This window comes from Deferrisoma camini S3R1 (genome assembly GCF_000526155.1).
In the GTDB taxonomy this organism is placed as follows: Bacteria; Desulfobacterota; Deferrisomatia; order Deferrisomatales; family Deferrisomataceae; genus Deferrisoma; species Deferrisoma camini.
Genome location: NZ_JAFN01000001.1, coordinates 3548571 through 3568964, shown reverse-complemented (window position 1 = coordinate 3568964; position 20394 = coordinate 3548571). Strand labels below are relative to the sequence as shown.

Here is a 20394-nt window from a genome sequence, read left to right as displayed (position 1 = left end):
CCCGCGGGCGGCGGGGTCAGCGGCCGGGGATGACATGCCCCCCGGGCCCCGGTAGCATGACATGCCACCGAAACCGAGTGCACACCGAACAGGAGCCCGGCCGGTGCGAATCGCCACCCGGTTGTTCCTCTACATCTTCACGCTCATCGTGCTCGCCGCCGCCGCCCTCGGTCACGTGTCGGTGCAGGACGAGAAGCACCACCTGATCGAGGCCACCCGGTCCAAGGCGTGGATCCTGGCCCGGGCCCTGGCCTCGGTGCTGCGTTACTACCACCCCGCCGACCCCACCGTGGACCTGGAGCAGATCCTGGCCGAGATCAGCCCGTTCGAGGGGCCTGCCGTGCCCGCCTTGCGGTTCTACGACCGGGACGGGAACCTGCTGAGCCTGGCCTGCCCCGAGTGCGGCGACCCGCCCCTGCCCCACCAACCCCTCGATCCCGACCGCGTCGGAACCGAGGGCCGGGAGCAGGTGCTGGAGGTGGGAACCGAACGGTACCTGAGCGTGGTGCAGCCGGTGCGGGATCCGGACGGTGCGTTCCTCGGCGCCGTGGAGGTGATCCTTCCCCTTCGGCACATCGGCGTGATCCTGTCGGGGGTGACGAGGCGGTTCCTCCTGTTCACCTCGGCCGTGGCCGCCCTGCTGGGGGTGGTGATCTTCCTCATCAGCCGGCTCAACATCTCCCTGCCGATCCGGCGGCTCAAGGAGGCCTCGCGGCGCCTGGGCGAAGGGGACCTGACCCTGCGCATCGACAAGACCGGCGTGGCCGACCTGGACGAGCTGGTGGACGAGTTCAACCGCATGGCCGCGCGGCTGGAGGAGCAGAGCCGACAGAGGGAGGCGTTCTACCGCGAGAAGCTGCGGCTGGAGCGGGGGCTGCGCCACGCCGAGCGGCTCGCCTCGGTCGGGCAGCTCACCTCGGGGCTGGCCCACGAGATCGGCACCCCCCTCAACGTGATCCAGGGCCGGGCCGAGCAGGTGCTGGCCCGGCTCGGCCCGGACGACCCCAACCGCAGGCCCCTGGAGGCCGTGGTCCGCCAGGTGCGGAGGATCACCGAGACCATCGACCGGCTGCTGGCGTTCTCCCGCAAGTCCGGCCGGGCGCTGGGGCAGGTTCGGCTAGGGGACGTGGCGGAGGAGGCGTTCTCCCTGTCGCGGCTGCGCGCGAAACGCAACCGCTCCGAGGTGCGGCTGGACGTCGCGGCCGCTTCGGACCGGCTCAGGGGGGACGAGACCGCCCTCCGCCAGATGTTCGTGAACCTGATGCTCAACTCCCTCCAGGCCATGCCCGGGGGCGGAACGATCCGGGTGGAGATCGGGGAGGACCCGGACGCCCCGGCCGAACGTCTCCGGGTCGTGTACGAGGACGAAGGTCCGGGCATCCCCCCCGAGATCCGGGAGAAGGTGTTCGATCCGTTCTTCACCACCAAGGACGTGGGCGAGGGCACCGGCCTGGGGCTGTTCATCGTGGCCAACGTGGTGGACGAGCACGGCGGCAGCATCCGGATCGAAGACGCCGCCGGAGGCGGGGCCCGGTTCGTGATCACGCTGGCCCGCACCGGCCCGGACGAAGGAGCACCGGCATGAGCCGCGACCCGCGCATCCGCATCCTCGTGGTGGAGGACCAGGACGACATGCGCGACTACCTCCACGACATCCTGGCCGAGCGGGGCTACCCGGTGGAGACGGCGGCCACGGGCCGGGAGGCCCTGGAGCGGCTGGAGCACGGAGCGTTCCACCTGGTGATCTCGGACATCCGCATGCCCGAGATGGACGGGGTGGCGCTCCTGGACGCGGTCAAGGCCCGACCGGGATTCAGCCCGTTCGTGATCCTGGTCACCGCCTTCGGCGACATCGAGGACACGGTGCGGCTGATCGACCGGGGGGCCTACGACTACATCATCAAGCCGTTTCGCATGGAGCAGATCCTCATCGCGGTGAAGCGGGCCGAGCGCGAGCTGCGCATGCGCCAGCGGGTGCGGGAATTGGAGGCACGCGTTGGGGCCGGCCCGGGGCCGGGGGGACTCCTCGGCCGAAGCGAGGCCATGCGCCGGGTGTTCGGCCTGATCGAGAAGGTGGCCCCGGCCGAAGGCAGCGTGCTCGTTCAAGGGGAGACCGGCACCGGCAAGGAGCTCGTAGCCCGGGCCGTGCACGAGGCCTCGCCCCGCCGCGACGGGCCGTTCGTGGCCGTGAACTGCGCCTCGATCCCCGAGGGCCTCCTGGAGAGCGAGCTCTTCGGCCACGAGCGCGGCGCGTTCACCGGCGCGGTACGCTCCCGGCGCGGCCTGTTCGTGGAGGCGGACGGCGGCACCCTGTTCCTGGACGAGATCGGGGAGATGCCCCCGGGCATCCAGGCCAAGCTCCTGCGTGCCCTGCAGGAGCGGCGGGTGCGGCCCGTGGGCGGCGCGACGTTCCACCGGTTCGACGTGCGGGTGGTCGCGGCCACGAACCGGAACCTCTTGGATGCGGTGAAGCAGGGCCGGTTCCGGGAGGACATCTACTACCGGATCGCCACCTTCCGGATCGACGTGCCGCCCCTTCGGGAACGGAGGGAGGACATCCCCCTGCTGGTGGAGGCGTTCCTGGCCCGGCACGCGGCCCTGGGCCGGGAGGTCTCGTTCACCCCCGAGGTGCTGCGGGCGTTCCTCGACTACTCCTGGCCGGGCAACGTGCGCGAGCTTGAGAATGCGGTGGAGCGGTGCGTGTACGTGTGCGAGGGCGGCCGGGTGCGGCTCGACGACCTGCCGGAGGAGATGCTCCGGGACCTGCGGCCGACCGAGCGGTTCGCGTGGCCCGAGGGCAAGCCCCTGGCCGAGGTCGAGCGCGAGTACATCCTGCACGTGCTGCGGCGCTGCCAGGGCAACAAGGTCCAGGCCGCCCGCATCCTGGGGATCAACCGCAAGACCATCCAGCGCAAGCTCGCGGGGGAGTGAAGAGAGGGGGTGTAGTGTGGTGTTCGCATATCGCGTCAGGGGGTGACCCCGGGGCCTCCTCCTCCGCTGCACGCCCTCGCAGGGGCCGCCACGGTTCGGTCCGCTGCGGCGCGTGAGGGCACGCGCCGCGGTCGCTCCCCTGCACCGGGCGGCCCTGGCTGCTCGGGCGTCGCGCTCCGTCGAAGGCCCCAGGTTCACCCGAGATGGGCGTATGCCTTGCTGCGGAACACGACCCAGCCTGCGACATTTTGTCCCATCTGCCCCTTTTTGGGGCAGAGAGGCGGGGAAGCTAGGAGGCTGGAAAGCCAAAAGCCAAATTCCCAGCTTGCGCCGTCAGCCCTCACCTCCCAGCGCCCAACGTCCTAGCCTTCCGCCTCCCAGCCTTCCAGCCTTCTAGCTTTCCCGCCGTCCCGCCCTCCCTGGCACGACTCCTGCTAAGCCCCTTCCCTTCGGTCGGCCGCCCCTCCGCCGGAGGGGACCGCCGAGCCGAGGCTGGCTGGCGAGCCTCCCAGCTTCCTAGCCTCCCAGCTTTCTATTCACCCGGCGGATAAACAGGCGCTATCGATCCCTGCTCGGAGGGGCAAGGGACCTGTCGGAGAGCCGGGCGCGGCCCCTTGGCTCGCCGCGCAGCGCCTCTGACGCTCGAACCGCGAAATGGGCCGGATTCCACCGAGTTGTCATGAAACCAGCTCTTCGGTCCTGTGCCTGCGCGGCGAATCTCATGCCCGGCTTCGCGCCCGGCCGGAGGCAGGTCCCTTGCCCCGCGCTCCGAGGTGATGTGCCTGTTTTGTCGCCGGGTTCATAGCTTTCTAGCCTTCCAGCCTGATCAGCCCGGAGGGTCCGCGGATGAAGAGGTCCACCCGCAAAGTCCTGGTGGGAATCCTCGTGGTGGCGCTCGGCGTGGGGTTCCTGATCTACCGGGGCATCTCCACCACCAGCGCCTACTACCTGACCGTGTCCGAGCTCAAGAACTCCCCGACGGGTCGGAAGCTCACCGACCAAGACTCCGTCCGGGTGGGGGGCGAGGTGGTGGGCGGCACGGTGCGCTACGACCAGAAGCGCCTGGTGCTGGAGTTCGCCGTGCGCGACGCCGAGTCCCCGGACGAGGTGATCAACGCCCGGTACGAGGGCCCCAAGCCCGACGCCTTCAAGCCCGACATCGAGGTGCTGCTCGAGGGTACCTACGCCCGGGCCCAGAACCTGTTCCGGGCCCAGAACCTGCTGGTGAAGTGCCCCTCCAAGTACCAGTCGGAAGGGGAATGATGCCCCCTGTCCTCTGTCCACAGTCATCTGACGCCTGACAAGGAGGAGATCGCCCTTGGTCACCTTCGGTAACCTCTCCCAGTTCGGGGCCCTCGCCTTCTCCCTGCTGGCCATGGTGCTCCTGGTCGCGGGGGTCGTGCGCAACGACCTGCGGTGGGTCCGCGCCGGAAAGCGCAGCCTGGTGGCCGTGGCCGTGCTGGCCACGGGTGCGGCGGTGGCGCTCGGCTACCTGTTCCTCACCGACGCGTTCCAGGTGGAGTACGTGGCCTCCTACTCCGACCGGGCCCTGCCCGTGTTCTACAAGGCCACCGCGTTCTGGGCCGGTCAGAAGGGCTCGCTCCTGTTCTGGGCCTGGGTCCTGAGCCTGTTCTCCGCCCTGGTCGTCCACAACAACCGCCGGGAGCCCGACTCCCGGGCCACCCCCTACGTGTACCTGGTGCTGGCCGGAACGCTCGCGTTCTTCCTGTTCCTGCTGTGCGCCGTCACCAACCCGTTCGAGACCCTCGGGTTCGTGCCCCGGGACGGCCAGGGGCTGAACCCCATGCTCCAGAACCCCGGCATGGTGTTCCACCCGCCCACCCTGTTCCTGGGGTACATCGGGTTCACCATCCCCTTCGCCTACGCGGTGGCCGCCATGGTCACCGGCACCACCGACGCCTCCTGGATCCGCAAGACCCGGGCTTGGAACGTGCTGTCGTGGATCTTCCTGACCGTGGGGATCATCCTGGGCGGGCAGTGGGCCTACGTGGAGCTCGGTTGGGGCGGGTACTGGGCCTGGGACCCGGTGGAGAACGCCTCGTTCATCCCATGGCTCACCTCCACGGCCTTCATCCACACCGCCATCATCCAGGAGCGGCGGGGCATCATGAAGGTCTGGAACATGTCGCTCATTCTCCTGACCTTCGTGCTGTGCATCTTCGGCACCTACCTGGTGCGCAGCGGGGTGCTCCAGTCGGTGCACGACTTCGGCGCCACCGGGCTGGGCGGGTACTTCCTGGCCTTCATCGTGATCACCCTGCTGGGCGGCATCTACCTGATCGCCGAGAGCTACGGCGAGCTCAAGACCCCGGGGGCCCTGGAGTCGTACCTGTCGAGGGAGAGCACGTTCCTGTTCAACAACGTGATCCTGCTGGCCCTGGCCTTCGCCACCTTCTTCGGCACGGTGTTCCCCCTGATCTCCGAGGCGGTCACCGGCAACAAGGTCACGGTGGGCCCGCCGTTCTTCAACCAGGTGAACACCCCCCTGTTCCTGGTGCTCCTCCTGATCACCGGTGTGTGCCCCCTGATCGGGTGGCGCAAGGCCTCCCCGGCCAACCTCCGGCGCAACTTCCTCCGGCCGGCCGTGGCGGCCCTGGTGGGCGGCGCGGTCCTGCTGGCCCTTGGCGTGCGGGAGCCCTACGCCTTGGTGGCCTTCACCCTGGCCGGGTTCGTTGCGGCCACCATCGTGCAGGAGTTCGTCACGGCCGTGGGCTCGCGCCGCAGGCTCACCGGGGAGTCCTCGATCACCGCCGGGTTTCGGGTGCTGTGGCGGATGAGGCGGCGCTACGGCGGGCACCTGGTGCACTTCGGTCTGGTCCTGATCGTGGTGGGCATCACCGGGTCGTCGGCCTACAAGCTGGAGACCCAGGCCACCCTGGCGAGGGGCGAGTCGGTGAAGATCGGCCGGTACGAGCTCAAGTACGAGGACTTCCAGACCTACCAGAAGTTCAACCGCACGGTGTACGCGGCGGTGCTGGGCGTGTACACCGGCGGCGAGCGCATCGGCCAGCTGAACGCCGAGCGCCGTTACTACGTGAACGCCCGGCAGCCCACCACCGAGGTGGCCCTGCGCTCCACCCTGCGCGAGGACCTGTACGTGACCATGCCCGGGATCGGCCGAACCGGTGAGATCACCCTCAAGGTGGCAGTGAACCCGCTGCTGATCTGGATCTGGATCGGCGGGGGGGTGATGGTGCTCGGAGGGATCCTGGCCATCATCCCCTCCCGAAGGAAGAGGAGGGCGCCATGACCCGCAACGTCGTGTGGCTCGCCGCTCTGTGGCTCCTGGCCGCCGCGATCGTGCCGGCCCGGCCGGCCCTGGCGCTGACCGAGACCGAGGTGGCCGAGGGGCTCCTGTGCTACGCGTGCCCGGGGGAACCCCTGACCGCCGACCGATGTCAGGGGGGCGACCAGATGCGGGCCGCCATCCGCCGCATGATCGCCGAGGGCAAGACCAAGCAGGAGATCCTGGACTACTTCGCCCGGGAGTTCGGGGAGGACATCCTGACCTACCCGCCCAAACGGGGCTTCAACCTGGTGGCCTACGTGGGACCGTTCGTGGGCCTTCTGCTCGGGGCGGCCGTCGCCGCCGTGGTGGTGCGGCGGTGGAGCTCGGCCGGCCGGCGCCGGTCCGGGCCCCGGGGCCCGGGTTCGGCGCCCCCCCGGCTCGACGAGAAGACCCGGCGTCGCATCGAGGAAGAGCTGTCCCACCTGGACGAGGAGGCGTGACCCATGGCCGTGGCGGTGTTCTGTGTTCTGGTGATCGGGCTCCTGGTGCTCACCGCGGCGCCCCTGTTCGGGCCCCGTGAGGTCTTGGTGGCCTCGGACGACGCCCGCCGGCAGCGCCTCGAGGCCCTGGAGCAGGAGAAGAAGGGCTATCTCAAGGCGATCAAGGACGTGGAGTTCGAGCGGGCCACCGGCAAGATCAGCGAGGAGGACTTCCAGGAGCTGCGGGAGTTCTACGCCCTCAAGGCGGCCGAGGCCATGGACGCCCTGGAACGGCTGGAGCAGGAGGAGCGGGGTGGCCGCAAGCGCGGGTGAGCCGTTCCTGACGGTGGAGGGCCTGCGCAAGGCCTTCGGGGGCGTCGAGGCCCTGCGAGGCGTGAGCTTCACCCTGGACGAGGGGGAGTTCCTGTGCCTGTTCGGGCCCAACGGCGCGGGCAAGTCCACCCTGCTCAAGATCCTGGCCACCCTGCTCCGACCCACCTCCGGCACGGTGCGGATCCGGGGCTTCGACCTGGAGGACGACCCCGAGGCGTTCCGGGCCCGGCTGGGGCTGGTGTCGCACCAGTCGTTCCTGTACGACGACCTCACGGCCCGGGAGAACCTGGAGTTCTACGCCGGCCTGTACGGGGTGGCCGACCCGGCCGGCCGGGCCGAGGAACTGCTCCGGCAGGTGGACCTGTACGACCGCAGGGACTCGCCCGTGGGGGCGTTCTCCCGGGGCATGCAGCAGCGGCTCACCATCGCCCGGGCCCTGGTGAACGACCCGGACCTGCTGCTCCTCGACGAGCCCTACACGGGCCTGGACGAGCACGCCGCCTCGGTGCTCCGGGAGCGGCTCCGGGCGCTCCACGACCGGCGGCGCACCATCGTCATGGTCACCCACAACCTCCGGCGGGGCATCGAGTCGGCCACCCGCTTGGGCATCCTGGCCCGGGGCCGGCTGGTGTTCCTGGCCGGCCGCGACGAGGTGGACGCCGACGGGTTCGAGGACACCTACTTCCGCTGCATGGAGGCGCCGTGAGCCGGGTGTGGTTCCTGTACCGCAAGGACCTGCGGATCGAGCTCCGGAAGAAGGAGTCCGTGGCGTCCATGACCTTCTTCGGGGCCCTGGTGCTGGTGATCCTGAACGTGGCCCAGGGGCCGGGCCGGCGGCTCACCCCCGAGACGGCGGCCGGGGTGCTATGGGTGGCGGTGATCTTCTCGGCCGTGCTGGGCCTCGGTCGGGTGTTCGCCCGCGAGCGGGAGAACGGGTGCATCTCGGCCCTGCTGGTGAGCCCGGCGTCGCCGGGCGCGGTGTTCGCGGCCAAGGCCTTGATGAACCTGACCCTGATGCTCCTCTCCCAGGCCGTGCTAGTGCCGGTGTTCTTCGTGCTGTTCGGGACCGGCCTGGCCGGCGGACCCCTGGCCCTGGTGCCGTCGCTCCTGCTGGTGGACGCGGGGTTCTCGGCCGCGGGCACCCTGCTGTCGGCCGTGTCGGCCGGCACCCGGCGAAACGAGGTGCTCCTGCCGATCCTCCTGTTTCCCTTGATCCTTCCCCTGGTGGCCCTGGCCGTGAAGGCCTCGGGCGGCGCCCTGGCCGGCCGGCCCCTGACGGAGCTGCTGCCCCTGTTGGAGCCCTTGGCCGCGTTCGGCCTGATCTACGCCGCCGCGGGCTACCTCCTGTTCCCGTTCGTCGTGCGAGAGGGGTGAGACCGTGACGTCCCGACGTGTTCCTCTCCTGCCCCTGCTCTCGGCCGTGCTGCTGCCGGCGGCCGTGGCCATGGTGTTCTTCTACGCGCCCACCGAGCGCACCATGGGGGTGGTGCAGAAGATCTTCTACTTCCACCTTTCGCTGGCGGCGGTCGCGTTCCTCTCGTTCTTCGTGGCGTGCGTGGCCGGGGTGCTGTACCTGGTACGGGGGAAACGGCGGTGGGACGCCTGGGGCGCGGCCGGGGTGGAGGTGGGGGTGGTGTTCACCACCCTGGTCCTGATCACCGGCTCCCTGTGGGGCCGGCCCATCTGGAACACATGGTGGACCTGGGACCCCCGGCTCACCACCTCGCTGATCCTGTGGTTCATCTACACCGCCTGCCTGATCCTGCGCTCGGCCGTGGAGAACGAGACCCGCCGGGCCACCTACGCCGCGGTCATGGCCGTGGCCGGGTTCGTGGACGTGCCCATCGTGTTCCTGTCGGCCCGGCTGTTCCGCAGCATCCACCCCACCGTGATCCGATCCGACTCGGTGGGCCTGGAGCCGTCCATGATCGTGACCCTGGTGGTGTGCATGGCGGCCATGCTCGTGTTCTGGGCGGGCCTGGTGCGGCTGCGCTACGGCCTGCACCTCCAGGAGGCCGAGCTGGTGGATCTGACAAAAAGGCTAGGAGGCTAGGAGGCTGGGAAGCTAGGAGGCTCGCAGCCAACGTCGGCACGGCCGACCCCTCTGGCCCCTGTCCTCTGAACTCTGAATCCTGATACGGAGAACGGACAATGACCAAGCAGACGTTCGTGGTGTTGGCGTACATGGCCATCTGGGGCGGGCTCGCCCTCTACGTCGCGGGGCTCGCCCGGCGGCAGGCACGGGTGGCCCGGCAGATCGAGGCCCTCAGGGAGCGGCTCGGCCGCGGGGAGGAGTAACCATGGAGGCCGTGCGCACCCGCAGAGAGGCCGTGACCCTGGGGTTCTTCGGGCTGGTGGTGGTGGCCGTGACCCTGATGACCGTGTACTACCTGGGGGGCGGGGCCCCCAAGGGCCGCGACGCCCACGTGCAGGACCAGACCACCGCCCTCCGGAACCAGGCGGCCCGCCTGGAGGCCTCCCTCCAGGCCAACCCCAACGACCTGGAGACCCTGGTGGCCCTGGGCGACACCTACCTGGAGCTTCGGCAGGGTCGCAAGGCCCTGGCCGTGTTCGAGAAGGCCGAGGCGCTCGCCCCGGACGACGTCCACGTGCTGAGCGACCTGGGCACCATCTACCAGCAGACCGGACGCTACGACGAGGCCCTGGCCAAGTTCGGCCGGGTCGTGGAGCTGGACCCGAACCAGCTCGGAGCCGTGCTCCACATGGGCATCATCTACCGCTACCGCAAGGGCGACAACGCCAAGGCCCTGGAGATGTTCAAGAAGGTCCTGGAGGGCATGCCCGATCCCCGGCTCGCGGAGATGGCCCGCCGGGAGATCGCCAAGATCGAAGGCGAGGGGGCTGGCAAGCCGTAGCTCTGCGGCTCCTCCGAAAGCGAGCGCCCCCGTCCCGTTCACCGGGGCGGGGGCGCTCGTGGTTTCGGGGTGGTCCGATCAGTTGGCGTTCAGAAAATCCGCCACCACCTGGATCTCGGCGTCGGTCAGGGTGTTGCCCATGTGGTTCGCGCCGCCGCCGAACTTGCTGGACACCAGGGCCCCCTTGCCGGAGAGATCCGGGGCGAACCCCATGGTGTCGTAGGATCCCAGCACGTGGCAACTGCTACAGATGCTGTCGAACACCGCCTGTCCGTCCGCCGTGGGCATCGGGGGCTGCGTGCCGGTGTCCGACGAAGGAGTCTGGGTTCCCGCGTCGGCGGGCGGAGTCTGGGAGCCGGTGTCCGTCGGTTGGGTCCCGGCGGCGGGCGAGCCGGCCTGGCCGCTTAGGAACGCCGCCAGATCCGCGGCATAGGGAACCAGATCGGGAAACGCCCGCATCCCCAACTCCTGCCCACCGTCGTCGGACTCCTCGCCGTCGTCGTCCCCCATGGCGCCTTCGTGCTCCTCGCCCTCGTCCTCACCCCGGAGGAGCACCTCGGCCAGCTCGTGGGCCGAGACGCCCCGGACCGACTCGCCCGACGTGCCGCCGGAGCCGTCGTCGCCGTGACAGGCGGCGCAGCCGTTGTCCGCGTACACCCCGGCGCCCACGGCCGCATCCCCAACCTGCCCCATGCTCCGGTCGTCGTCCACGCCGTCGTTGTCGTGGTCGTACCGCATCGCATCTTCCGTATCCGCCACGCCGTCGCCGTCGTCGTCCTCGTCGTCCCGGTCGACCACGCCGTCGTTGTCGTGGTCCTTGGAGGTGTCCACTCCGGCCACCTGATCCAGATCGTCGGGGATGCCGTCGTTGTCGTCGTCCCAGTCGGCAAAGTCCGGGATGTGGTCGCCGTCGTTATCCTCGGGCTTCTCCATGTGCTCGGCGGGCGCCAGAGGATCGCCGTCCCCCTCCATCTCGACCTCCCGGCGGTCGGGGTCCACGTCGAGGGTGCCCAGCACTAGGTGGGTCACCCCTGCCGGCACCTCGAAGTCGGCCCGCCCAGCAGCCGGGTCGTACACCGCCCCCCCCAGGGGACCCATGGCGTCGCCCACCACGATCACGTAGGTGTGCCCGGCCGGCACGCGCAGCTCGAACGAGTCGCCTGCCTGGAGCCCCTGGGCCGAGTCCTGCACGGTTCCGGTCTCGTCCACCGCCTCCACGTAGAAGTCCCCTGCCGTGGCCGCCACCGTCCGGGCCGCCACCCGCGCGGCCCCGCCGGTGCCCAGGGTGCCGGTGAGCGTGGCCGTGTCGGCCGAGGTCCCGCTCCCGCTTCCCCCACCGCAGGCGGCCAGCAGCAGGGCCAGGACCAATGCCGTTCCGATCCGAAGTCTGTTCATGGTACCCTCCTCGTGCGCGTTGTGCGGGCCCGATGGTGGCCCGCGGGTTGCGTTTGGCCCCGCCCGGCTCCGGCCAAGAACCCGGGCGGGGCCCCTTTGTCAGTCGTCTTCCCCACCCTGGATCTCCACCTCCCGGGCGATCACGATGCCGCTTTCCACGGTGCCCTCCACCTCGACCCGAAGGCCCGGCCGCAGGTCGGCCGCGGTGCCACCCTCGAACTTGGCGTCTGCCGCGTCCACCTCGGTGCCGTCCAGGGTGAACCAGGTGCCGCTTGCGAGGTTCACCACCCCGGAGATCTCGACCTCGTGCCCCTCGGGCAGGGGCGACTCTCCCCCCTCGATCGCCTCCGCCACGAGCACCCCGTTCTGCAGATGGCCTCGAACCTCGACCACCTCATTCTCCGCCGGCAGCGGCACCCCCGCGGGCGCGCGGACCGGCTGGTCCCCCACCCGGAACGTGCCGGCCTCCGGGTCCACGGTGTGGGCCGCGCCCTTCACCTTGACCTCGTCCGTTTCCGGATCGAACTCCCCGGAGCGTTTGATCACCCGGACGAAGGTGGCCCGCAGGCCGCCGTCGGGCTCGTCCAGACCGCTCACCTCCACGAAGTCGCCGAGTTCGGGCCGCTCGTCGTCCCCGAACCGGGTGGACCCGACGACCCGGACGGCCCGGCCCAACACCTCGAACGCGGACCCAGAGACCCAGGTCACAACACCGCGGATCGTGCTGTCGTAGCGCACCTCGTCGGCTTCGCCCGGCACGTACCCCGCCGTCGTCGTCTCCCCGGGCCGGTAGGTGCCGGTGATCCGCACCACCATGCCCTCACTGAGGTCCTGCTCGGCGGCCGGCACGCCGTCCACCAGCACGGTCGCGCCGTCGGGCAACTCGAACTCCACCCCGTTCACGATCACGCTGCCGAACCCCTGGATCGGCCCCTGGGCGGTCACGGCCACGCTGCCCGTGCCGCCGATGCCCCCGCCCGGCCCGCTGTCGAGCGCGGCCGTCCCACCCGCGCCCCCGCAGCCGGCCACAGCCAACGCCGCCCCGATCAGGGCGGACCACGTCACGATCCTCATGTGCCTTCTCCCACGCCTGGGCCGTCGCCGTCGGGCTCCTCGTACCAGAACACCCCCAAGCGGACCCGGCGCCGGGGCCCGGGGGCCGATTCCGAGATCCGCTCGGCAAGCACCCGGTCCAGCACCTCCAGGACCCGCTGCCCCTCCAGGCCGGCCAGATCCCGGACCGCCGGAACGGCCGAGGCCGGCACCCCCCGGTAGGCCACGTGCCGCTGGAACCACCGGTCCTGGGGCTCTGTCGTCAGGTTGTGGTCGATGGTGCGAATCAGCGCGCTCACGTCCTCGCCCAGCACCGCCAGCTTCTGGGGCTCGGCCCCCTGGGGCAGGTAGGCCCGGGTCCGGAGCCGCACCCGGCCCTCCGGCAGCCGCTCCACCGTGCCGGTGTGCACCAGCTCGTCCAGCACGGCCCGGGGCGGCACGTCCGCGCCGTAGCGGGCCACCAGCTCCGAGAAGCTCGGCCCCTCCCCCTCGAACGCCAACACGAGCGGCTCCCCCAGCTCGTTGCGGTACCGGGGCTCCCGGGTCCAGGCCGAGACGATCCGCGCGGCCCGGTGGAACCGCTCCACGTCCTCGGCCCGGGCCGGGGGGGGCGCTTCCTGGAGCCGCTGGACCTCTTTTCGGGACAGGCCGGTCAGCACGGAGACGCGCGAGCGGGTCTGTTTGCGGCCCGGCAGCCGAAACTCGCGGGTGGCCACGTCCACGTAGGCCCACCGGGCCAGCTCGGAGAACACCGGGTACGGCACGCCGTGGCGCAGCAGCACCCGGACCAGGGCCCGAAGAATCGCCAGGACGGCGGCAAGCAGTGCTCGGTTGGAGGAGGATCCGGTCTCGCTCATGTTTTGGGATTTTATTCCCAAAATTGTCCCGGGTCAACCCCTGACAACTTCGGTCGTTGGTCGTCGGTCTGGGGCCTTCGGGCTGCTGGGCGGTTGGTAGGCAGTCCTTGACGAAAGACGGTTCGGCAGCAAGAATTCTTTTGCTGGAGGGCCAAGAGGATCTCGAAGGGAGAAACAGCATGTCGTCCCTTGCAAGAGAACGAGCGTTGCTGGAGAAAATTCGCGCGCTTCCGCCCGAGAGGATGGCCGAGGTGGAAGACTTCGTGGACTTCCTTCATCAACGCCACCATGACCGGGAACTCAGCAAAGCCGTGACGGAACTGGCGGAGGAGGCCTTTCGGAAAGCATGGGACAACGAGGACGACGCTGAATATGACCGACTTTGAATTCGGCGACGTCGTCCTCGTCCCGTTCCCGTTTACCGACCAGAAGGCGATCAAGAAACGGCCGGCCGTGGTCGTCAGCTCGAGGGCCTATCACTTGGCGAGGGCGGACCTCATCATCCTGGCGGTGACGAGCCAGGTCCGCCCGAGCTCAACCGTGGGTGAGGCTCCCCTCGTCAAGTGGCGAGAAGCGGGCCTTCTGAAACCCTCCGTGTTCAAACCCCTGATCGCCACGATCGACAAACAGCTCGTTCTCAGGAAGCTGGGGCATCTCTCCGACTCTGACCAACGGCAGCTTAAAGCCGTTCTTCGCCACATCTTGGGGGCGTAGTCCCCCTTTTCCATATCACTTCCGCTAGGAGGCTGGGACGCTGGGAAGCTTGAGAACCTCCCGGATTCTCACACGTTCTAGGCATTACCATGCCTCTTCGCCTCCACCTCATGGTCCGGGGGGCATGGGGTCTGCTGGAGAGCCGCGCGCGGCTCCTTGGCTCGCCGCGCAGCGCCTCCAACGCTCGCATCGTGAGTTCGTTCGTGCCCCGCCGAACGGTCATGAAGCCACCGCCGGTGCCCCGTGCCTGCGCGGCGAATCTCCATGCCCGGCTTCGCGCGCGGCCGGAAGCAGACCCCATGCCCCGCCGCAGCTACCCGGTTCAGGGAAAGTTACTCTCCCCGTTGTAGGTCGCGCAGCAGCCGAAGGGGGATTTCCTGTCTCCTGTCCGCTGAATTCCGGTTCCTGAACCCCATGCCCTGCGGCCGCCAAGGCCCTCGGATCACGGAACGTCACCTTTCCTCGTTGCCCGGCTCCGCAGGGCCTGAGGGGGCGCCTCCCGCGGCGTTGACACCCTCCGAACCCCTCTGCTACTAAGGCGTTTCCCTGACCAGACCCAGCGGCCCCTCTTCTCGGAAACCATGGGGAAACCATGGCCGAACCCCTTTCCGACCGCGTACTTCGCCTGCTGCTCACGGCCGACCCCGGCGGCCTGTCGGGTCAGGAGCTGGCCCGACGGCTGGGGGTGACCCGGTCTGCGGTGTGGAAGGCGGTGGAGGAGCTGCGGGAAGCGGGGTACGAGGTCGAGAGCCGGGCCGGAAGGGGGTACCGTTTGCACCGGGCCTGGCGGGGTCTGCGCCCCCCCGAGGTCGAGGCATGCCTCGCCACCGCCCGGTTGGGCCGTCCGGTCCGTTACCTTGCCCGCACCGGCTCCACCAATGCCGAGGCGGACCGGTGGGCCGAGGAAGGGGCCCCCGAAGGGGCGCTGGTGGTGGCCGAGCATCAGGACCGGGGCCGGGGCCGCAGGGGCCGGTCCTGGGCCGACCTCCCCGGCCGAAGCCTCCTGTTCAGCCTGATCCTGCGGCCGCCCCTCCCGGCGGCGGCCGTGCCTCCCCTCACCTACGTGGCCTCGGCCGCCCTGGCCGAGGCCCTGGCCGCGTGGGCGCCTCGCCAGTCCATCGAGATCAAGTGGCCCAACGACGTGCTCCTCGGCGGCCGAAAGGTGGCGGGCATCCTCCTGGAGATGCGCGCCGAGGCCCAGGCCGCCCGGCACGTGGTCCTGGGCGTGGGGGTGAACGTGGGGGGCGCCCCGGACGACCTGCCCGAGGAGGTCCGGGCCCTGGCCACCACCTTGGCGGCCTGGGCCGCGCCCCCGCCTCCCGACCGCCTGGCGGTGCTTTGCGGCTTCCTTCAGGCCCTGGAACCTCTGTATGATCGATTCGTTTCCCACGGCTTCGGGGCGGTGCGGGAGGCGTGGACCCGGTGGTTCCGGGCCGCGGACCGGCGGGTTCGGGTCCACACGCCGTCCGGCCCGGTGGAGGGCACGGCCGTGGGGCTCGACGACGCCGGCGCCTTGCTCCTCGAGGCCCCCGACGGAACGACCCGCCGCATCCTGGCCGGCGATCTGCACTACGCGACCACGAGGGCTCCATGACCCAGCACACCGAGCTGCTCCTGGCGGTGGACGTGGGCAACACCCACACCGTGTTGGGGGTGTTCGCGGACCGGGAGCTCACCGCCCACTGGCGCATCGCCACCGACGCCCGAAAGACCCCCGAGGAACTCGGCGTGCTGCTGCGCAGCCTGTTCGACCTGTCGGGGATCGAGATCCGCCGGATCGAAGGGGTGGCGGTCTCGTCGGTGGTGCCGGCGTTCACCCCCACCGTGGCCGAGGCCTGCCGGGAGTTTCTGCATCGGGACCCGGTGGTCGTGGGCCCCGGCATCCGTACGGGCATGCCGATCCGGTACGAGGACCCCCGGGAGGTGGGGGCCGACCGGATCGTGAACGCGGTGGCTGGGTACGAGAAGTTTCGCCAGGCCCTGATCATCGTGGACTTCGGCACCGCCACCACCTTCGACTACGTGGACGAGGCCGGCGCCTACATGGGAGGGATGATCGCGCCGGGGCTCCAGATCAGCATGGAGGCCCTGTTCGCCCGGGCCAGCAAGCTGCCGAAGGTGGCGCTCGAGCGGCCGCCGCGGGTGCTGGGCCGCAACACGGTGCACTCCATCCAGTCGGGCATCGTGTTCGGGTACGCCAGCCTGGTGGATGGCTTGATCGAGCGGCTCCAGGCCGAGGTGGGCGGACCGCCCCTGGTGGTGGCCACCGGCGGGCTGGCCCCCCTGATCGCGAAGGAGAGCCGACACATCCAGAGAGTGGAGGAGTTCCTGACCCTGGAGGGACTTCGCATCCTGTACGAGCGCAACGCGGGTTGATCTCGACCGGCCGACACCCCCCGATTTCAGCGAGAAAGGAGCGGGCATGAAACGGTACGACGTGGACAAGATCCGCAACGTGGCCCTGGTGGGACACGGAGGCAGCGGCAAGACCAGCCTGGGTGAGGGGATGCTCTACTGCGCCGGCGTGACCACGCGGTTGTGTCGGGTGGACGACGGCACCTCGGTGCTCGACTTCGAGCCGGAGGAGAAGGGCCACAAGTTCTCGATCTCGGCCGCCCTGGCCTGGCTCGAGCACCGGAAGACCAAGGTGAACCTCCTCGACACCCCCGGCTACGACGTGTTCCTGTACGAGGCCCAGGCGGCGCTCCAGGCCGTGGACGCGGCCGTGGTGGTGGTGGGGCCGGAGTCCGAGATCAAGTTCGAGACCGAAAAGGTCTGGCAGACCGCCGACGAGCTGGGCCTGCCCAGGGCTGTGGTGGTGAACCGGTTGGACAAGGAGAACGCCCGGTTCGACACCGCCCTGGAGGCGCTCCGCTCGGCGTTCGACGCCTCGTTCGTGCCGATCCACCTGCCCATCGGGAAGGAGGCCGGGTTCCAGGGCTACGTGGACCTGCTCTCTGGCAAGGCCTTCACGTTCGCGGACGACTCGGGCAAGCCCCAGGAGGGCCCGGTTCCCGACGACATGGCCGACGCCGTGGCCTCGGCCCGGGAGCAACTGATCGAGCACCTGGTCGAGACCGACGACGAGCTGATGGAGAAGTACTTCGACGGCCAGGAGATCACGCCCGCCGAGCTGAGCCGGGCACTGAGGGCCGGGGTTGTGAGCCGCCAGTTCGTGCCGGTGCTCGTGGGGTGCGCCGCGAAGAACATCGGGTCGGCCGCCCTGATGGACCTGATCGTGGAGGCGTTCCCGAGCCCGGCGGACCGGGGCCCGGTGGAGGGCGAGGGGCCCGACGGCGAGCCGATCACCCGGCAGCCCTCGGACGACGAGCCCCTGTGTGCCCTGGTGTTCAAAACCCTCTCCGACCCCTTCGCCGGCCGGCTGACCCTGTTCCGGGTCTGGAGCGGCACCCTCTCTTCCGACTCCAACGTGTGGAACGCCAACCGCCAGACCGAGGAGCGGGTGGGGCAGATCCTGGCCCTGGTGGGCAAGGACTCCAAGCCCGCCGCCGTGGCCGGCACCGGCGACATCCTGGCCGTGGCCAAGCTCAAGGAGACCCGCACCGGCGACACCCTGTGCGACAAGGCCAATCCCGTCGTGCTGCCCTGGATCGGCGCGCCGGAGCCCCTCATGACCTACGCGGCCTACCCCAAGGCCCGGGGCGACGAGGAGAAGATGAACCAGGCCCTGCGGCGGATCCAGGACGAGGACCCCACCATCCAGGTCCGGCGCGAGGAGCAGACCCACGAGCTGCTGGTGTCGGGCATGGGGAAGCTCCACCTCGACATCGCGTGCGAGCGGATGAAGCGCAAGTTCGGGGCGGACATGGAGCTGCGCAAGCCCAAGATCCCCTACCGCGAGACCATCAAGAAGAGCACCAAGGTCCAGGGCCGCTACAAGAAGCAGACCGGCGGCCGGGGCCAGTTCGGTGACACCTGGCTCGAGATCAAGCCCCTGCCCCGGGGCGAGGGGTTCCGGTTCATCGACAAGATCGTGGGCGGGGCGATCCCCAAGCAGTACATTCCGGCCTGCGAGGACGGGGTCAAGGAGGCCATGGCCGGGGGCATCCTGGCCGGGTACCCCATGGTGGACGTGGAGGTGACCCTGTTCGACGGCAAGTACCACGAGGTGGACTCCTCGGAGATGGCCTTCAAGATCGCGGCCTCGCTGGGGTTCAAGAAGGGCGCGGCCGAGTGCAGCCCGGTGCTCCTGGAGCCCATCATGGAGGTCACGGTCCGGGTGCCCGACGCCTACATGGGTGACGTGATCGGCGACCTGAACTCGCGGCGGGGCCGGGTGCTCGGGGTGGACCCGGAGGACGGGGTCCAGGTGATCCGGGCCCACGTGCCCCTGGCCGAGATGCTCGAGTACGCACCGGATCTGCGGTCGATGACGGCGGGCCGGGGCATCTTCACCATGCGCTTCGACCACTACGAGGAGGTGCCGCCGAACATCGCGGAGAAGATCGTGGCCGAGGCCCGCAGCGAGGAGCAGGAATAGCCGGTGGCCGACACGCCGGAACCCCCCGAGCACGAGCAGCCCCAGGCCCCCTCTCCGGAAAGGGAGGGGGAACCCCCGGAGCCCGGCGCCTCCGCGGCCGAGGAAACGGCCGAGGCAGGGGCCGAAGCCCCGGCCGGCTCGCCGGGGACGTGGAGGCTGTGGGCGCTCCTCGTGCTCCTGCTGATCTTCGCGGGGGTGCAGGGGGCGGGGATCCTCCTGCGGGACCGGCTGGAGGGCCGCACGGCCCTCACGGCCAACCCTCGGCCCTTGCCGGCCGGGAAGGCCACGGCCCGCCCCGACGGATCGCGGTTCGGGCCGGAGGTCCACGAGGTGGACGTGGCGCCCCCTGCCGAGGGAGAACCGGCCCGGCCGAAGGAGCCGGGCCCGGCGGAGCCCCCGGCAGAGGCGCAGACCCAGCCCGGCGGGGGCCCGGCCACCGCGCCGGTCCCGCCCGAGCGGGCCGGGGAGCCAGCCCGGGCCCCGGCGCCGCCTGCCGAGCCGGCAGAGCAGCCCGCCCGTGCCCCGGCCGCTCCGGCCCCCCCACCCGAACCCGAGCGGCCGTTCGCCCTCCAGGCGGGCATGTTCCGGAGCCAGCGCTACCGCATGGAGACGGAGCAGCGGCTCCGCAAGCTGGGGTTCGCCACGTTTCTGCGCCAGACCCAGCGGGTCTCCAAGGGGTTCCGGCTCGTGCTCGGATCGGGTGACGGCAGCAAGGCCCGGCAGGCCTTGACCCGGCGCGGGTACCAGGTCGAGCCCCAGGGGCAGCTCCTCGCGTACTTCTTCTTGAAGGCCGAGGCCCTCCGGGCGGCCCGGCTGCTGAAGGAGAACGGCATCCGGGCCCGGGTGGAGCCCTACGAAGGCCCGTTTCCCGTGTGGACCGTGTACGCCGGGCCGTTCACCCGGGCCGAGGCCGAGGCGGCCCGGAAGCGGCTGGCCAAGGAGGGGATCGCCACGTATCTGCGGGAGCGCCCGTGACCGAGGTGGACCGCTGGACCTCGCCCGAGGTCCCCGAACCGGCACGGTTGGCGGCGGCCAAGGGCATCGTGCCCCTGCCCCCCCACGCGCTGGTGACGGTGGTCGCCCGGCTGCTGACCGACCCCTCACCGCGGGTGAGGGAGGCGGCGCAGGGGGCGTGGGCCGAGCTCCCCGCGAACGTGATCGGGGCGGCCCTGGAGAGCCGAGAGCTTCCCGCCGAGGCCCTGGAACGGCTGGCGGGGCGGAGCGACCTCCCCCGCCCCCTGGTCCTTAGGCTTCTGCAACACCCGGGGTTGACCCCGGAGGCGGCCTCGCGGTTCGCGGCCTCGCCCGATCCGGAGATCGCGGCCCAGCTGGCCCGGAACCACCGGCTTCTCGTTCGAGCCCCGGACCTGGCGCACCAGGTGCTCCGGAACCCCATCTTGCCCCCCGAGGAGCGAAGCCGCCTCGAGAGCCTGGCGGCCGAGCAACGGGGCGAGGAGCCGGGCCCGGAGGCCGCCGGGGCGGGGGAATCGGAGGAGAACGAGGCCGAGCTGCCCCCGGCCCTGCCGCCGGTGCTCGTGGACGACGAGGCCCCCCCGCCCGAGGCCGAGCCCGAGCGGGAGAACCTGTACCAGATGGTGCGGAGCCTCACGGTGGCCCAGAAGATCCGGCTCGCCATGCTGGGGTCCAAGGCGGCCCGGAGGCTCCTGGTGCGCGACACGAACAAGGCCGTGGTGCGGGCGGTGGTGCAGAGCCCCAAGATTCGGGAAGACGAGGTGCTGGCCATCGCCCAGGATCGGACCGTGGCGGAGGAGGTGATCCGGCTCATCCTCCAACGCCGGGACTGGGTGAAGAGCTACCCGATCCGTGTGGCCCTGTGCCAGAACCCCAAGACTCCGCTGCCCAAGGCCCTGCGGCTCCTGGAGACCCTTCAGGACCGGGACCTCCGGCAGATCGCCAAGAGCCGCAACGTGCCGAGTCCCGTTTCCTCCGGCGCCACCCGGGTGCTCGCACGGCGGCGCAAACTCTAACCCCCAACGACCGACGA

General features: G+C 70.4%; 21 protein-coding genes. 18 read left to right on the top strand and 3 right to left on the bottom strand.

Annotated elements, in window-relative coordinates; all coding sequences use genetic code 11:
* The first annotated feature begins 103 nt into the window (after positions 1–103).
* From DEFCA_RS19765 to DEFCA_RS0115760, 11 genes are all read left to right on the top strand, one after another.
* On the top strand, positions 104–1585 hold the full coding sequence (locus tag DEFCA_RS19765) for a sensor histidine kinase (RefSeq protein ID WP_025323978.1): 1482 nt from the start codon (positions 104–106) through the stop codon (positions 1583–1585).
* Positions 1582–2931: a sigma-54-dependent transcriptional regulator gene (locus DEFCA_RS0115805; protein ID WP_025323977.1), complete on the top strand. Its 1350-nt coding sequence runs from the start codon at positions 1582–1584 to the stop codon at positions 2929–2931. The genes DEFCA_RS19765 and DEFCA_RS0115805 overlap by 4 nt, the downstream gene beginning before the upstream one ends.
* 846 nt (positions 2932–3777) lie before the next feature.
* Entirely contained in the window at positions 3778–4194 is a 417-nt protein-coding gene (locus tag DEFCA_RS0115800) for a cytochrome c maturation protein CcmE domain-containing protein (protein WP_025323976.1), read from the top strand.
* A 55-nt stretch (positions 4195–4249) separates the two neighbouring features.
* On the top strand, positions 4250–6202 hold the full coding sequence (locus DEFCA_RS0115795; RefSeq protein WP_025323975.1) for a heme lyase CcmF/NrfE family subunit: 1953 nt from the start codon (positions 4250–4252) through the stop codon (positions 6200–6202).
* Positions 6199–6681, top strand: a complete 483-nt coding sequence (locus DEFCA_RS19760; RefSeq protein ID WP_025323974.1) for a cytochrome c-type biogenesis protein — start codon at positions 6199–6201, stop codon at positions 6679–6681. Before DEFCA_RS0115795 ends, DEFCA_RS19760 begins: the two co-directional genes overlap by 4 nt.
* A gap of 3 nt (positions 6682–6684) precedes the next feature.
* Positions 6685–6993, top strand: a complete 309-nt coding sequence (locus DEFCA_RS0115785; protein WP_025323973.1) for a hypothetical protein — start codon at positions 6685–6687, stop codon at positions 6991–6993.
* On the top strand, positions 6974–7699 hold the full coding sequence (gene ccmA / locus DEFCA_RS0115780; RefSeq protein WP_025323972.1) for a heme ABC exporter ATP-binding protein CcmA: 726 nt from the start codon (positions 6974–6976) through the stop codon (positions 7697–7699). Before DEFCA_RS0115785 ends, ccmA begins: the two co-directional genes overlap by 20 nt.
* Positions 7696–8367, top strand: coding sequence for a heme exporter protein CcmB (locus DEFCA_RS0115775; RefSeq protein WP_025323971.1), 672 nt, complete (start codon positions 7696–7698; stop codon positions 8365–8367). Before ccmA ends, DEFCA_RS0115775 begins: the two co-directional genes overlap by 4 nt.
* A 4-nt stretch (positions 8368–8371) precedes the next feature.
* On the top strand, positions 8372–9046 hold the full coding sequence (locus DEFCA_RS0115770) for a cytochrome c biogenesis protein (RefSeq protein ID WP_025323970.1): 675 nt from the start codon (positions 8372–8374) through the stop codon (positions 9044–9046).
* A gap of 98 nt (positions 9047–9144) precedes the next feature.
* On the top strand, positions 9145–9291 hold the full coding sequence (locus DEFCA_RS21710; protein WP_084319311.1) for a CcmD family protein: 147 nt from the start codon (positions 9145–9147) through the stop codon (positions 9289–9291).
* A gap of 2 nt (positions 9292–9293) precedes the next feature.
* A complete protein-coding gene (locus tag DEFCA_RS0115760) occupies positions 9294–9869 on the top strand; it encodes a tetratricopeptide repeat protein (RefSeq protein WP_025323969.1) in 576 nt (191 codons plus the stop codon).
* Between the two features lie 78 nt (positions 9870–9947).
* Here DEFCA_RS0115760 and DEFCA_RS0115755 read toward each other — a convergent pair whose 3' ends face one another.
* The 3 genes from DEFCA_RS0115755 to DEFCA_RS0115745 all read right to left on the bottom strand — a co-directional run bounded on the left by DEFCA_RS0115755 (position 9948) and on the right by DEFCA_RS0115745 (position 13174).
* On the bottom strand, positions 9948–11264 hold the full coding sequence (locus DEFCA_RS0115755; protein ID WP_025323968.1) for a c-type cytochrome: 1317 nt from the start codon (positions 11262–11264) through the stop codon (positions 9948–9950).
* 99 nt (positions 11265–11363) lie between these two features.
* On the bottom strand, positions 11364–12338 hold the full coding sequence (locus tag DEFCA_RS0115750; RefSeq protein ID WP_025323967.1) for a DUF5666 domain-containing protein: 975 nt from the start codon (positions 12336–12338) through the stop codon (positions 11364–11366).
* Positions 12335–13174 (bottom strand): DUF6502 family protein, encoded by an 840-nt coding sequence (locus tag DEFCA_RS0115745; RefSeq protein WP_025323966.1) that lies wholly within the window; start codon positions 13172–13174, stop codon positions 12335–12337. The genes DEFCA_RS0115750 and DEFCA_RS0115745 overlap by 4 nt, the downstream gene beginning before the upstream one ends.
* Before the next feature lie 107 nt (positions 13175–13281).
* Between DEFCA_RS0115745 and DEFCA_RS0115740 the strand changes: the two genes are divergently transcribed.
* From DEFCA_RS0115740 to DEFCA_RS0115710, 7 genes are all read left to right on the top strand, one after another.
* A complete protein-coding gene (locus tag DEFCA_RS0115740) occupies positions 13282–13560 on the top strand; it encodes a DUF2281 domain-containing protein (protein WP_281173791.1) in 279 nt (92 codons plus the stop codon).
* The gene (locus DEFCA_RS0115735) at positions 13547–13888 is read left to right on the top strand and encodes a type II toxin-antitoxin system PemK/MazF family toxin (RefSeq protein WP_029734215.1); all 342 of its coding nucleotides are present in this window, start codon (positions 13547–13549) and stop codon (positions 13886–13888) included. The genes DEFCA_RS0115740 and DEFCA_RS0115735 overlap by 14 nt, the downstream gene beginning before the upstream one ends.
* A gap of 592 nt (positions 13889–14480) precedes the next feature.
* Positions 14481–15482 (top strand): biotin--[acetyl-CoA-carboxylase] ligase, encoded by a 1002-nt coding sequence (locus tag DEFCA_RS0115730; protein WP_025323963.1) that lies wholly within the window; start codon positions 14481–14483, stop codon positions 15480–15482.
* 14 nt (positions 15483–15496) lie between these two features.
* Positions 15497–16264, top strand: a complete 768-nt coding sequence (locus tag DEFCA_RS0115725) for a type III pantothenate kinase (protein WP_025323962.1) — start codon at positions 15497–15499, stop codon at positions 16262–16264.
* A gap of 46 nt (positions 16265–16310) precedes the next feature.
* Positions 16311–18389: an elongation factor G gene (gene fusA, locus DEFCA_RS0115720; RefSeq protein WP_025323961.1), complete on the top strand. Its 2079-nt coding sequence runs from the start codon at positions 16311–16313 to the stop codon at positions 18387–18389.
* 3 nt (positions 18390–18392) lie between these two features.
* Positions 18393–19364 carry an SPOR domain-containing protein gene (locus DEFCA_RS20950; RefSeq protein ID WP_025323960.1) on the top strand — a complete coding sequence of 324 codons (972 nt, stop codon included), beginning with the start codon at positions 18393–18395 and terminating at the stop codon, positions 19362–19364.
* Positions 19361–20377, top strand: a complete 1017-nt coding sequence (locus DEFCA_RS0115710) for a hypothetical protein (RefSeq protein WP_025323959.1) — start codon at positions 19361–19363, stop codon at positions 20375–20377. The genes DEFCA_RS20950 and DEFCA_RS0115710 overlap by 4 nt, the downstream gene beginning before the upstream one ends.
* Positions 20378–20394 lie beyond the last annotated feature (17 nt).